Annotated in this window: 13 protein-coding genes and 1 pseudogene; 8 read left to right on the top strand and 6 right to left on the bottom strand. The window is 71.8% G+C overall.

Annotation, left to right across the window (positions count from 1 at the left end):
* The first annotated feature begins 26 nt into the window (after positions 1 to 26).
* From ACGF0J_RS33785 to ACGF0J_RS33765, 5 genes and pseudogenes are all read left to right on the top strand, one after another.
* Positions 27 to 1,814 (top strand): alpha/beta hydrolase, encoded by a 1,788-nt coding sequence (locus tag ACGF0J_RS33785; RefSeq protein WP_393152550.1) that lies wholly within the window; start codon positions 27 to 29, stop codon positions 1,812 to 1,814.
* Between the two features lie 25 nt (positions 1,815 to 1,839).
* Positions 1,840 to 2,316, top strand: coding sequence for a hypothetical protein (locus ACGF0J_RS33780; RefSeq protein ID WP_393152548.1), 477 nt, complete (start codon positions 1,840 to 1,842; stop codon positions 2,314 to 2,316).
* Between the two features lie 9 nt (positions 2,317 to 2,325).
* The gene (locus ACGF0J_RS33775) at positions 2,326 to 2,760 is read left to right on the top strand and encodes an RpiB/LacA/LacB family sugar-phosphate isomerase (RefSeq protein ID WP_393152546.1); all 435 of its coding nucleotides are present in this window, start codon (positions 2,326 to 2,328) and stop codon (positions 2,758 to 2,760) included.
* A 281-nt stretch (positions 2,761 to 3,041) separates the two neighbouring features.
* A pseudogene (locus ACGF0J_RS33770) lies at positions 3,042 to 5,521 on the top strand (Tex family protein).
* A 272-nt stretch (positions 5,522 to 5,793) separates the two neighbouring features.
* Positions 5,794 to 6,894: a hypothetical protein gene (locus ACGF0J_RS33765; protein ID WP_393152544.1), complete on the top strand. Its 1,101-nt coding sequence runs from the start codon at positions 5,794 to 5,796 to the stop codon at positions 6,892 to 6,894.
* A 733-nt stretch (positions 6,895 to 7,627) separates the two neighbouring features.
* Here ACGF0J_RS33765 and ACGF0J_RS33760 read toward each other — a convergent pair.
* The 4 genes from ACGF0J_RS33760 to ACGF0J_RS33745 form a co-directional block, all read right to left on the bottom strand.
* Positions 7,628 to 8,083, bottom strand: a complete 456-nt coding sequence (locus ACGF0J_RS33760) for a hypothetical protein (RefSeq protein ID WP_393152542.1) — start codon at positions 8,081 to 8,083, stop codon at positions 7,628 to 7,630.
* Between the two features lie 110 nt (positions 8,084 to 8,193).
* Positions 8,194 to 8,580, bottom strand: a complete 387-nt coding sequence (locus tag ACGF0J_RS33755) for an STAS domain-containing protein (RefSeq protein ID WP_393152540.1) — start codon at positions 8,578 to 8,580, stop codon at positions 8,194 to 8,196.
* A 41-nt stretch (positions 8,581 to 8,621) separates the two neighbouring features.
* Complete coding sequence (locus ACGF0J_RS33750; protein ID WP_393152538.1) at positions 8,622 to 9,608, bottom strand: phosphotriesterase; 987 nt, start codon at positions 9,606 to 9,608, stop codon at positions 8,622 to 8,624.
* 113 nt (positions 9,609 to 9,721) lie between these two features.
* Entirely contained in the window at positions 9,722 to 10,165 is a 444-nt protein-coding gene (locus ACGF0J_RS33745; RefSeq protein ID WP_393152536.1) for a universal stress protein, read from the bottom strand.
* Positions 10,166 to 10,246: 81 nt separating this feature from the next.
* Between ACGF0J_RS33745 and ACGF0J_RS33740 the strand changes: the two genes are divergently transcribed.
* Positions 10,247 to 10,612 (top strand): hypothetical protein, encoded by a 366-nt coding sequence (locus ACGF0J_RS33740; RefSeq protein ID WP_393152534.1) that lies wholly within the window; start codon positions 10,247 to 10,249, stop codon positions 10,610 to 10,612.
* On the opposite strand, the gene ACGF0J_RS33735 is transcribed toward ACGF0J_RS33740, so the two are convergent.
* Both ACGF0J_RS33735 and ACGF0J_RS33730 read right to left on the bottom strand, forming a co-directional pair.
* Positions 10,573 to 11,214 carry a DUF998 domain-containing protein gene (locus tag ACGF0J_RS33735; protein ID WP_393152532.1) on the bottom strand — a complete coding sequence of 214 codons (642 nt, stop codon included), beginning with the start codon at positions 11,212 to 11,214 and terminating at the stop codon, positions 10,573 to 10,575. The genes ACGF0J_RS33740 and ACGF0J_RS33735 overlap by 40 nt on opposite strands.
* 192 nt (positions 11,215 to 11,406) lie before the next feature.
* On the bottom strand, positions 11,407 to 12,333 hold the full coding sequence (locus tag ACGF0J_RS33730) for an anti-sigma factor RsbA family regulatory protein (protein WP_393152530.1): 927 nt from the start codon (positions 12,331 to 12,333) through the stop codon (positions 11,407 to 11,409).
* Positions 12,334 to 12,559: 226 nt separating this feature from the next.
* Here ACGF0J_RS33730 and ACGF0J_RS33725 point away from each other — a divergent pair, with 226 nt between their 5' ends.
* Complete coding sequence (locus tag ACGF0J_RS33725; protein ID WP_393152528.1) at positions 12,560 to 12,913, top strand: hypothetical protein; 354 nt, start codon at positions 12,560 to 12,562, stop codon at positions 12,911 to 12,913.
* Between the two features lie 224 nt (positions 12,914 to 13,137).
* Positions 13,138 to 13,243: transposase (locus tag ACGF0J_RS33720; RefSeq protein WP_393152732.1), on the top strand; the 106-nt coding region annotated here is incomplete at its 3' end.

Here is a 13,243-nt window from a genome sequence, read left to right as displayed (position 1 = left end):
TGGCGGCACCGACCGGCGAGACGCGCATGACGGCGCCCTCAACCGGCGAGACGTCCATGCGGGCACCGTCGGCCGGTGCGGCGTTCCGCCGCGTCGCCCAACTCGCCGCCGAGCACCACGCCGACCTCGACGCCCCGGCCCGCCTGATGGTCGCGCACGCCTGGGTCGGCGGTGGAGCGCCGCACTTCGCGGCCGGGCTGGCCACCCAACGAGGCTCCCTGCAGTCGGCGTTCGCCCTGGCCCTCGCCTCCCTCGCCCAGACGGCGGCCCACCTGGGCGAGCCGCAGCCCCCACCTCCGGCCACCTCCACCCAGGTGCCGGTGGCCCCGGCCACCCACGGCCCGTTCCGCGGCATCGACACCGCCGCCATGACGGCCCTGATCGCCGCCCTGGAAGCCGCCGCCGACCGCCTCTCCGCCGCAGGCCACCGGCTCCGGGCGGAGCTGGCCGCCTTCGGCCTGCCGCCCTCCCCCGCCTGGACCGTCCTGCGCGCCGCCGAATGGACCGCCACCCAGTGCCCCGACCTCCGCCGCCGCCTGGCCCGCATCCGGCGTTCGGACCGCTGGATCCCCGCCGGCGTGGCCGCCCACGACCTCTTCGGCGCGTACGCCGTCTCCCGCGACGCCCTCCTGTCCCGCCTGGCCACGGGCGACCAGGGCTGCCTGGCCCAGCTCCTCGCCGTGCGTGACACCGCTCTGCCCGCCCAGGTCGCCTCCTGGTGGCGGCGCCTGCCCGACGGCGCCCGGCGGCACCTCGTCACCCTGCCGGGCTTCGGCTCGCTCGACGGCCTGCCCGCCGCCGTACGCGACCGGGCCAACCGCCACCTGCTCGCCGCGGAGAAGGCCCGGCTCACCGCCGAACTGTCCCGCCTGTACGGCCCCGGCGCCCTCACCTCCATCACCACCGACCTGCGCCACCTGGCGACGCCCGCGGCGTTGCTCGCCCAGGACGAGACGATGCGCCTCCTCAAGAACATCACCATGGTCGAACGCGCCCTCGCCCTCGGCGGCGTGTCCGGCCATCCCCCCGCGCTCCTGCTGTCCTTCGACCTCACCGGCACCGGCCGGCTGGCCGTCTCCTGGGGCGACCCCGACACGGCCGCCGTCACCGTGACGTACGTGCCCGGCCTGAACACCCGCCTGAGCGCCTTCGCCGGCGACATCGACCGCGCCCGCGTCCTGTGGCAGCAGGCCCAGGCCACGGCCGGCTCCCGGACCATCGCCTCCATCGCCTGGCTCGGCTACGACCCGCCCCAGACGTCCGGCACCCTCACCCCCGGCGCCTCCGTCATCGGCGCCGCGCCGGCCCGGCGCGGCGCCACCGAACTCGCCGCCTTCACCGACGGCCTCACCGCCGCCCGCACCGCCCCCGGCCGCCACGTCGTCCTCGGCCACAGCTACGGCTCCCTCGTCACAGGTCAGGCCGCCCTGCTGCGCCGGGGACGCCTGGCGGACGAGCTCATCTTCGTGGGCAGCCCCGGGGTCGGCGTCGACCACGCCACCGAACTGGGCCTCCCCGCCGACCGCGTCTGGGTCGGCGAGGACCGCAACGACCCGGTCGCCAAACTCGGCCACTTCGGCCGCGACCCCGGCTCCCCCTCCTTCGGCGCCCGTCCTTTCCCCGTAGGCCGCAGCCTCCTCCAGAACGCCCACTCGTCGTACTGGGATGTCGATTCTGCGTCGCTACGCAATCTCGGACGGATAGTCAACGAGCAGTATCAGGAACTGGAAGATCCACCTGCCTTGTCACCCAGGCCACAACTGCTCATGCCGCAGTTCGGCCGGAACGAAGATATCGGCGATGTCTCTCACTAGGTTCGCACGCACCCTTGCCCTGATCATGACCGTGAGCTCCTGCATGCCCGAGCACCCATCAGAACGGACCGTCACCCACACCCAAGCTCTCGAACGCGTCGAACAACTCGTACGCGAAACCGCTGCGGCCCTGACACCGCCGGCGGAGCTCGAGATCATCCCCTATTCGACCCCACCCAATCCCTGCGCCTGGTCCGACGACGGGATTCCTCTGCGGTTCACCATCAATCGAAAATATTGGCTTCGTGGTCTTCCCGACGGAGGCGTCGTCACAGCGGCTCGGCAGGTGCACGACCACTGGGAAGCTCAGGGGCACGCGATAACGTCCACCGGCGGCTTCGAGGCGGGCCATCCCAGCATCACCGGCACGAGCAGCCCTGACGGTTTCGTCCTCGCCCTCGCCTGGACCGAGGGCGACAACCTCTACCTCGCCGCCACCTCCCCCTGCCTCCCACCCGAGGACCGCGACCACGAGAGCACGCAACCCGGCGGTTCCTGGTAGACGTGGAACATGAGAATCGCCGTTTCAGCCGACAGCCTCGACGGGGTGGCCCGGCGGGTCGTGGCGGGGTTGCGTGACCGCGGGCACGAGGTGATCACGCACGGCGCGTTGAACGACGAGGAACGCGACGACTGGGCGTGGGCCTCGGAGGCGGCCGCGCGGGACGTCGGCGAGGGCCGCGCCGACCAGGCCGTGGTGTGCTGCTGGACCGGCACCGGCGCGTCCATCGCGGCCAACAAGGTGCCCGGCGTACGGGCCGCCCTGTGCGTGGACGCCTACACCGCCGACGGCGCGCGTAGGTGGAACGACGCGAACGTCCTGGCGCTCAGCCTGCGCCTCACCTCCGACGTGCTGCTCGACGAGATCCTCGACGCCTGGCTGGCCGGCCGGCCGAGCACGGACGAGACCGACCGGGCGAACGTCTCCCACCTCGCGGACATCTGATCCGCGACCTCCGGCGCGCAGAGCGGGACAGGCGCCCCCGAACCGGTGCCAAGAGCTCCCGGTCGCGCGAAGACATTCAAGGCCGCGGCCGGCCGCGGATCCGGAAATCGTCGGTGCCGGGCTCTAAGGTTCTCGGCATGACCGGCGTTCTCGTCCGCATCCGCCCCCGTCCGCCGCGCCGGGCCCACCGGGCGCGGCGTGTTCACCCGTCGCGGACTCTGGTCATGAAGAACGGCTCGGTCCTGCACAATTGACCGGCGGGACCATCGAAAGGCAGGCAAGTGCTCTCTATTCACCAGCGGATCGCCGCAGAGCTCGGCGTGCGCGACGGGCAGGTGCTCGCGGCCATCGAGCTGCTCGACGGCGGCGCCACGGTGCCGTTCATCGCCCGATACCGCAAGGAGGTGACCGGAGCCCTCGACGACGCGCAGTTGCGCACGCTCGAGGAGAGGCTGCGCTACCTTCGCGAGCTCGAGGAGCGCCGCTCGGCGATCCTGGAGTCGATCGAGTCCCAGGGCAAGCTCGACGACGAGCTGCGCGCCCAGATCATGGCGGCCGAGACCAAGGCGCGCCTGGAGGACATCTACCTGCCCTACAAGCCCAGGCGGCGCACGAAGGCGCAGATCGCCCGCGAGCTGGGGCTGGAGCCGCTCGCCGACCGACTGCTCGCCGACCCGACGCTGGATCCGGCGGCGGAGGCGGAGGGGTTCGTCACCGAGGGGGTGGCCGACGCCGGGGCGGCGCTGGAGGGGGCCCGGGCCATCCTGATCGAGCGGTTCGCCGAAGACGCCGACCTGATCGGCGGGCTGCGGGAGCAGCTGTGGGAGCGCGGACGGCTGGTCGCCAAGGTGCGGGAGGGCAAGGAGGAGGCGGGGGCGAAGTTCTCCGACTACTTCGACTTCGCCGAGCCGTTCACCAAGCTGCCCTCGCACCGGATTCTGGCGATGTTCCGGGGCGAGAAGGAGGAGATCCTCAGCGTCACACTCGAGCCGGACGACAGTCCCGACTACGAGATGCGCATCGCCTCCCGGTTCGGCGTCTCCGACCAGGGCCGGCCGGCCGACCGCTGGCTGGGTGAGACGGTTCGCTGGGCCTGGCGCACACGCATCCTCGTCCACCTGGGCATCGACCTGCGCATGCGGTTGTGGCAGGCGGCCGAGGACGAGGCGGTGCGGGTGTTCGCCGCCAACCTCCGCGACCTGCTGCTGGCCGCCCCGGCGGGCACGCGCGTCACCATGGGGCTCGACCCCGGCCTGCGCACGGGCGTGAAGGTCGCCGTGGTCGACGCCACGGGCAAGGTGGTCGACACCGCCACCATCTATCCCCACGAGCCCAAGCGGCAGTGGGACCAGTCGCTGGCCGTGCTCGGCGCACTGGCGCAGAAGCACGGCGTCGAGCTGATCGCGATCGGCAACGGCACCGCCTCCCGCGAGACCGACAAGCTGGCGGGCGAGCTGGTCAAGCACATGCCGTCACTCACCAAGATCGTGGTGTCGGAGGCCGGCGCGTCGGTCTACTCCGCCTCCGCGTACGCCTCCCAGGAGTTGCCGGAGCTCGACGTGTCCCTGCGCGGCGCGGTCTCGATCGCCCGCCGGCTGCAGGACCCACTGGCCGAGCTGGTCAAGATCGACCCCAAGTCGATCGGCGTCGGCCAGTACCAGCACGACCTGGCCGAGACCAAGCTGTCCGCTCGCTCGACGCGGTGGTGGAAGACTGCGTCAACGCCGTCGGCGTCGACGTCAACACCGCCTCCCCTCCGCTGCTCACGCGCGTGTCCGGCATCGGCGCCACGCTGGCGGAGAGCATCGTGCGCCACCGCGACACCAACGGCCCGTTCCGTACGCGCACCGCGCTCAAGGAGGTGTCGCGGCTCGGGCCGAAGGCGTTCGAGCAGTGCGCGGGCTTCCTGCGCATCCGCGACGGCGACGACCCGCTCGACGCGTCCAGCGTGCACCCCGAGGCCTATCCGGTGGTCCGGCGCATCCTCGGCTCCGTCAGGACCGACCTCAAGACGCTGATCGGCAACACGGCGGTGCTGCGCTCGATCAAGCCGCAGGAGTTCACCGACGACACGTTCGGCCTGCCGACGGTCGGCGACATCCTCCGCGAGCTGGAGAAGCCCGGGCGTGACCCGCGTCCGGCCTTCAAGACCGCCACCTTCAAGGAGGGCGTCGAGAAGATCTCGGACCTGGTGTCCGGGATGATCCTCGAAGGCGTGGTCACCAACGTCGCGGCGTTCGGCGCGTTCGTGGACGTCGGTGTCCACCAGGACGGCCTGGTCCACGTCTCCGCCATGTCGCGCACCTTCGTCAAGGACCCCCGTGACGTGGTCAAGCCGGGCGACATCGTCCGGGTCAAGGTGCTCGACGTGGACATCCCGCGCAAGCGCATCTCCCTGACCCTGCGCCTGGACGACGAGGCGGCCCAGAGCTCGGCCGACGGACGCGGCCAGCGCGGCCCCCGCCAGGGCCGCGACAGCACCCAGCGCAGCCGTGGAGACGGCGGCCAGCGGGGCGGCACCCGAGGTGACGGCACGCGAGGCGAGGGCACGCGAGGTGACGGTGGCGCCGGCCAGGGCGGCCAGCGTGGCCGCGGCGACGGCGCCCAGCGCGGCGGCGACAACGGCCAGCGTGGGCGCGGCAACGGCGGCCAGCGCGGCAACGGTCAGGGCGGCCAGCGCCAGGACCGCCCAGCCCCTTCGGGCGCCATGGCCGAAGCCCTCCGCAAGGCAGGACTGACCGGTCCCGGCAACAGCCGCTGACCTCCAGCCCTCCCCCGTATCGGCCGGACCTGGGGCCGCCCACCCGAACCGGCCAGGCCCGGGGCCGCCCCACCCAGGGCGGCCCCAGGCCTGGCCGCGGTCCGGTCGCTCCTGAACGATTCTCGGCCCTCGCGCGGCGAGCAGGGCCGGCACTGCTGAGCGCCTCATGCCCCGCGCACGGGAGCGGGATTCGGTGCAGGGGCGGGACTGGGTCCGCTTCCAGCGGAACGTGGCCGCCGATGGCGGGGTGCGCCGGGCGATACGGTCGGAGGGTGAGCACTTCGACGTTTACCACGGCGATCGCGCAGGCCCGTGACCTGCTCAGGTGGCGCTCCCCGCTGCGCACCGAGCTCTGGGCGGCCAGGCTCGCCGCCGGGCTGGAGCAGGGCGGCGCGGAGGAGTTCGTACGGGAGCTGACCGCCTCGGACACCGCAGAGGCGCGGCTGGTTCTCGCCGCCCTGTTCGGCGTGGAGGCTGCTCCGTTTGCGCCGGTCGGCTCCGGCGCACGTCCGGACGGTGACGCGGGCGCGGAGACCGATGGCGGGCGTCCGAACGGTGGCGGGCACGCCGGGGGCGAACGGGCGGACGCGGCCGCGGACGTCGCCGCCCGGGCTGAGGCGGGGCGGGACGCGGTGCGGGCGCTGCCCGGGTGGGTGGCTCGCATGGGCCAGGTGATGTGCGAGGGAGCCTGGTACGGCAAGGCCGACCGCTACGGGCAGCAGACCCTCGCCGCGCTGCGTTTCCGCTACCACGACGACAAGGAGCCGCACGTCCTCGTCGTGGGCGTCGACCAGGTCAACGGCGGTCTGGCGGTGGACGCGCTGGTCGACGAGCCGAAGTTCCTGGACGACCTCCGGCTGGATCCCGCGGAGCCGGGCGTGGTGGCCGGGCGGATACTCGACGCGCTGGAGCTGACCGACCGCGTGATGGGCGCGATGGTCGCCGACACGTTCCCCTCGGTGCGGCCGTTCGCGCTGGGGCGCGCGCGTGCCGTGCCGCATGCCGTGCGGTCCGCGCCGGATGACACCGTCTCCAGGTTCCAGGATTTGCCTGACCTGCCGGGGGCGACGGAGGCGTTCGGAAAGCTGGTGGAGTTCGTGGGGGATCGCCCGTTGTGGTGGAGCCCTGCGCGGGTGTCCCAGCTCTTCACGTCCTGGCTGCCCCGGGAGGCCATCCTGTCGGAGGAGGCCATCGCCGCCATGCCGGAAGTGGTACGCGCATGGAGCCGGTTCAGCGGTGGACACCGTGAGGTGCTGGACCGGGTGGACGCCGACGCGCCGCTGCTGGCCGGGCTGATGGCCGACGAGTCGCTGGCCGGTTTGGGGAAGCGGATCGCGCTGAACCGGCTGCGGGCCGAGGACGACCGGCCATGATGATGGGATACGGCGGCGCCGCCCGCACGAGGTGACATCCGTCGCCGCGTGTCGCCCGCGAGAGGATCCGGGACGTTCGACGCGCGGGAGCAGCCGCCGCCGAAGTCTGACCGGTGGCTGATCCGGCGGTCGATGCGAGGGTCGACATCGGTGGTCGACGCCAGTGGTCGATGTCGATGGTCGAACCGCAGTTCTCGTTGCAGCGGGCGGCCGGGCAAGGCAGTCGAATGTGCCGGCCCCTACGGGGGCGGCCGGGCGCAGCCTGCGCACGGGAGCGGGCCGCTCTCGAAGATCTCCGGACCGTCAGGGGCCCTGTGGATCGCTGCGGCCAGCCTGCGGACCTCGATGCGGAAGGAGCACCTCGCTGCGGAAGGAGCCGATCGCTGCGGTGCCGTTCCTGGGATCACGCGGGAAGCGACCGCGGCAGCGATCAGCGGACGCGACGCGGGGGATTTGGGCGGTGTTGCGGCGCGGTGGATTGGGAGAGCCGGTGGGCGGCTATGCTGCGCAGTGACGTGTACGCCGCCCGCGTGGGCGTGACAAGGGAGATCGACCGATGTACAAGGAGTTCGCTGCCGAGGCCGTGGTCTGGGTGGTGCCGATCGTGGTACTCATCGGCCTGGCTCTGATGATCACTGCTTGACCGGCCGGGGGCCGAGCCCGGCTCGGGCCCCTGGCTCCCTCTCTTCGTGGTCGGCGTCTCAGCTCGCTGGAACGCTCCCCAAAGCGGCGGTCAGCCGTAGTACTCGTAGGCGACCACCGTGCGAGCCTCCCGGTCCCAGCGGATCTCCCCGTCGAGCCAGCGGTTCCACTGCTTGGCGAGTGTCCCGGAACGGACCGTGCAGCCGGCCCACCGGGTGGCCCTTGGACGGATGGCGCCGACGTAGTCGTGACACGACCCGGCCTTGCGGTTGTTGATCTCCAGGCGGGCGGTCAGGGTGACGTCGTAGAGCCGCTTCGCGGAGACGTTCTTGATGCGGACCTTGATCCGGCAGGTGTCCTTGCATCGACCGAAGTAGATCTTGGTACGGACGAGTTTCGGGCGTGCGGCGGCGCCTGTCGCCGCGCCGCCGGCGAGGGTCACGGACGTGCCGGTGGGTGTCGCGGCGTGGGCGGTGGGCGAGGCGGCGACCAGGGTCGTGGTCGCGAGCGAGGCCGATAAGAGCAAGGCGGACAGGCGAGTGCGCATGATGCCCCCAGTGCGACGCGTGGCCGCTTCCCCCGTCGAAAGCAGCCTCAGCCCCTTCGATTAACCATCACGGAGGGCACCGGGTCAACACATATCGGGATATGTCAGGACTAGCCGGTGAACGGCGGCGCGTCCCCTGTCTCGTTGAGCTCCGCGATGGCCAGTTCGGCCGTGCTGCGGATGTCGAAGAACTTGTCGAGGGCCGTGATGGCGAACAGGTGCTTGCAGCGGCCGTTGAGCCCCGACAGCAGCAGCCGCCCGCCGGAGGCGGTGACCGCCTTGTGCAGGTAGACCAGGACCGACAAACCTGAGGAGTCGCAGACGCTCACGGCCTGCATGTCGATGACGAGCAGGGGTGGCTGGGTGAGGTCGAGGGCCTTGGTCACGCGGTCGCGCACCTCGGCGGCCGACGCGAAATCGAACTCCCCCGTGAGCCTTGCGATGACACAGGGGCCCTGGAGCCCCAGGCTGATCGACAAGGCTTGCTCCGAAGTCACCCAGCTCCACCTACCCGCATTGCTTGACCGATGTCACCACTTTACGCAAAGTAGCGTCTCGGGTTGAACACCAGCATCTGCTCGATCTGCTTCCGGGTCACCCCGGAGTCGAGAAGCGCGGCCACGACGTCATCGTGAATGTGATCGTAGCGCCAGTTGGGAGCCACCGCGCCGCGGGCCTCGTCCCAGGCGCCGCCGAAGTAGTCCATGAAGCAGGCGGTGTCGTGGCTGAGCACCATCCGGTCGGCGTAGCCCCGCTCGCACAGGGCGGCGATGGTGGCCACCCGCTGGGCCGTCGGGTTGTAGATGTCGAGACCGAACCGGTCCATGCCGAGCGTGGCCCCGGTGTCGGCCAGCCGCATGAGGTAGTCGAGGTCGTTGGTGTCGCCCGCGTGCCCGACGACGACCTTGGTCAGGTCGACGCCCTCCTCGGCGAAGAGGTCCAGCGCGATCGGCCCGGTTCCGGCGAAGGAGTTGGTGTGCACGGTGATCGGCGCGCCGGTGCGCAGGTGGGCCTGCGCGACGGCCCGGCAGATGCGGTCGACGCCGGGGAGCAGGCCCTTCTCCTCGACCACGCACTTGAGGAACGCCGCCTTCACCCCGGTGTCGCCGATGCCCTCGGTGAGGTCGCGCACGAAGTCCTCGACCATCGGCTCCGGCATGTCGAGCAGCAGGCCGGGGCCGCGGTGCTCGTACTGGTGCGGCAGTTCCTCGAAGGAGTAGAGCCCGGTCGCCACGATGATGTTCAGCTCCGGCACCTCGGCCGCGACGCGCTGGATGCGCGGGATGTACCGGCCGAGGCCCCACACGGTCGGATCCACGATGGTCTGCACGCCCTTGGCCGCGGCGGCCCGCAGCTTGCCGATGGCGTCGGCGACCCTGACCTCCTCGTCCCACCACGCGCCCCGGCCGTAGCTCTCCAGGTGCTCGGGGGACAGGACGAAGACGTGCTCGTGCATGAGGGTCTGGCCGAGCCGGTCGGCTTCGACGGGGCCGCGGACGGTGTTGACGGGCACGAGCGCCTCCATACCGGCTGGTCGGTCGATGTGCGCGTCAGCCTAGGCCCGCCGGGGCCGCCGGAACAACGGCCCCGGCGGCGCGATCGTGCCCGCCCCCGGGGGTTTCGGCGGCGGGCGTTCCGTCACCCGGGCTTCGGGGCGGGCACGACCAGGACGGGCCGGTCGGCGTGGTGGAGCACCCGGTTGGCCGTGCTGCCGACCAGTAGCGACGTGAGCCCGCCCAGCCCGCGCGTGCCCGTCACGATCAGCGAGGCGTCGAGCTCGTCGGCGACCTCCACGATCGACGACCACACGGCGGCCGGATGGATCTCGGCCCGGGGCGTGGCGTCGAGCCCCGCCTGGCGGGCCAGGTCGGCTCCCTCGGCGGCCAGCTGCGCCATCGCCCCGCGCATCGCCTCGTCCTCCTCCGCCGAGTGGCCGACCGGCATCATCAGGCCCACCGGCACGGTCACGGCCCGTTCCCACACGGTGAGCACGACGGCCGGCTGTCCCTTCAGCAGCGGTCCCGCGTACGCGATCGCGGCCTTGGCGTCCTCGGAGCCGTCGTAAGCGATCAGTATCGTCATCGTCATCACGTCCTTCAGCCGTTTCCCCTTCTCTACCGAGTCGCGCCCGTTTCACGCCTGCGAGGCGGGTAGCCCCATGTCATGACCGTTACGAGGTTCCAGGACCTGCCGCTGGCCGACCGCGACCGGGCGTGGGACGCCGCCGCGGCCGAGAAGCGGGTGCGCTCGTGGGCGGGCGCCGAGGACCGGCCCAACGAGAAGTACCGGCAGGCCCACGTGTGGTACGACGGCGACGACGCCGGCGCGTTCGGCTCGTACAAGCTGCCGATCGCCGACGTCGTCGGTGGTGAGCTGAAGGTCGTCCCGCGGGCGGTCGTCGCCGCCGCGGGAGTCATGGACGGCGCACGGGGCGGCATCGACCTGCCCGAGGAGGACATCTCCCGCGTCAGGGCGCATCTGGCGAAGTACTACGCCAAGATGGGCGACACGCCGCCCTGGGAACGCTGAGCGGCCCGGGCGGCCGAGGCCCGGAGCAGCGACAGCGCCACCGCCGCGAGCACGCCCAGCTCGGTGATCACGACGATCCGCTGGGTCAGCCCGGCGGGGATGTCGCCGTCGCCGAGCGGGACGCCCGCCATGCGCACCACGTACGGCGTCACGACCAGCACCAGTGCGCCGAGCGCGATCCCGCTGAGGATCCGCACCGCCCGGCCGTACCGGGCCTGGGTCCTGGCCAGCAGCATCCCAGCGGCCGGCATCGCGAGGAAGGCGGCGAAGGCCGCGTAGCGGTGTATTCCGCCCGACAGCGACAACGGCACTCCCGGCCGGTCGGTGGGAAAGGCCCCGATGAGGAACATGCTGACCGACCAGGCGCCGAGCAACGCCACCACCCAGCCGCCCGCGCCGGCCCTGCGCACCGCCTCGGCGGTCAGCACCCCGCCCACCGCGAACAACGTCAGCGACGTGGGCAGCAGCCAGCCGTCCTCGTGGAACGCGTACGTGCTGATCACGTCGTACAGCGGGTCGAGCCCGGCCCGGGCGTGCAGGGCGAGCATGGCGACGGTCCCGGCGGCGTTGGCCGCCAATCCACTCACAAGCAGAGCCTTCATGCTCCCAAGCTCGTGGAACGCGGCCTGGCGAGCCATCGGAGATCGGCCCGAAACGGCCCTGAACCGCCCCCTACGACCTTGGTCGGAACATCCCTGACCCGGCGGCGCTGACCTGCGCGAAGACGGACCCTGATGGGGCGGGCCTCCTCAGGGTGGCGGCGGTCCGCCCCACCCCCGCGCGGCCGGCGGCGATCAGCGGCCGGGCAGGTCGAAGTAGGTGCGGATGGCGGTGCCGCCCGCGTGGGTGTGCACCCGCACGAGGTCGCTCAGCAGGTTGACGATGAGCAGCCCGCGCGACCCGGCCACGTGGGGATCGACCGGCCGGCGGCCCGCCAGCGGGTCGGTGATGTGGCCGGTGTCGCTGACCTCGCACACCAGCCGGTCGTGCTCGGTCCAGACCCTGAGGAGACCGGCGCCGCCACCGTGGTCGAGGCTGTTGGCCCCCAGCTCGGCGACCACCAGGCGGATGTCGTCGAGCCGGGCGCCCACGAACCCCAGCTCGGCCGCCCGGTCGGCGGCCAGCGTGCGGGCCTCCGACAGGTTGGCGCTGTCGAAGCGGAGGATGTGCGGCGATGCGGGCTCGCCGAGGGGCAGGTTGTGGTCGAGGACGACCTGGAGGGGCGCGTAGGCGTCGCTGGGTCGTCGGCCCCGCCCGTCCCAGATGACCGGATGGGTCTGCGCGGCCTCGCGCAGGACGCGGGGGTCGAGCCGATCGGCGTCGTACGGGCACAGGATCGTGACGTCGCGCCCCGTGAAGGCGAAGTTGATCAGAGCTTCGTGCTGGGCGCAGGCAGGGTATTCGGTCGTCGAGCGGCCGGCCCAGATCGGCTCGCCGATGATCCGTACATGCGTGCCGAGGTGACGGTCGGCGAAGGCGCGCAGCACGGCGGGGATGATGCGGCCGGGGTTGCGGCCCGCCTGCTCCATGTCGAGGAGCTGGACGCGGGCGGCGTCGGCGCCGAGCTCCGACTCGATCAGCTTGAGCCGGCCGGCGGGAACGGCGACGGCCACGGGCTCGCCGGCGTCGAGCCCCTCGCGGACGAAGGCGCTGGTGGCAGCCACGTACTCCCGGTCGCCCTGATAGAAGAGGGCCGGGTGCACGAAAGGGTCCGCCAGCATCAGACTCACGGTACCCGCTTGCGAGGGCTTCACGACAAATCGACGGCCATCCGGTCCGGTGCGGCAATCGTCCTGAGAGCCGGGGCGAACCACTGATAAGGCGGAGATAAGGACCTTGTTAGTGTCGTGCAAGCGGCGATCAAGAGCATGGCCGTAACCTCCTTCCCATCTCCTGACGAACGATGAAGGGCAACTGACCATGACTCCCCCTCGCCGGCGTATCGCCATGACCATCGCGACGCTGTCCCTCGCCGGCCTCACCACCGCCTGCGGCGCCCTCGGCCAGGCGGTCGACTGCAACGAGGTGGCCACCGAGGTCACGAAGATCTCGAACGAGTTCACCACCTCGATGGCCAGCGTCGGCACCGACCCCAAGGCCTTCGAGGCCGCCGGCGACGAGGCCGCCAAGAAGGTCAAGGACCTGGCCGGCAAGTACGACGGCGAGCTGGCCTCCGCGCTGAACGACCTGGCCGCCACCTTCGACGGGTTCGAGATCGACCCGAAGAACCCCACGGGGGCCATGGAGTCGGCGAACAAGCTCCAGGGCTTCACGACGAAGATCCAGAGCGCCTGCTCCTGACGGGCCTCCGGCCGTCGCGTCGCCTGCGGGGGGCAGCGCGCGCGACGGCCGGTCCGCGTCCGACGGCCGGTCCGCGCGCGACGGCCGGTCCCATCCGACGGCCGGTCGGTCCCCGTCCGACGGCCGCCTGTCCGCGGAAAGCGGTCTAAGAGCGTGTTTGAGAAGATCGTTCATGTACGGCGTGGCGGCGTGACGAGAAGCGTCGGCGCCGTCAGGGTGGCCGGATGCCCTCTCACCGCTATCCCTCCGATCTGACTGACGCGCAGTGGGAGCTGATCGAGCCGCTACTTCCCGAGCCGAACACCGGTGGGCGCCCGGAGAAGCACCCGC

Source organism: Nonomuraea sp. NPDC047897 (assembly GCF_043204415.1).
Classification (GTDB): Bacteria; Actinomycetota; Actinomycetes; order Streptosporangiales; family Streptosporangiaceae; genus Nonomuraea.
This window is presented reverse-complemented; position numbering and strand designations above follow the sequence as displayed.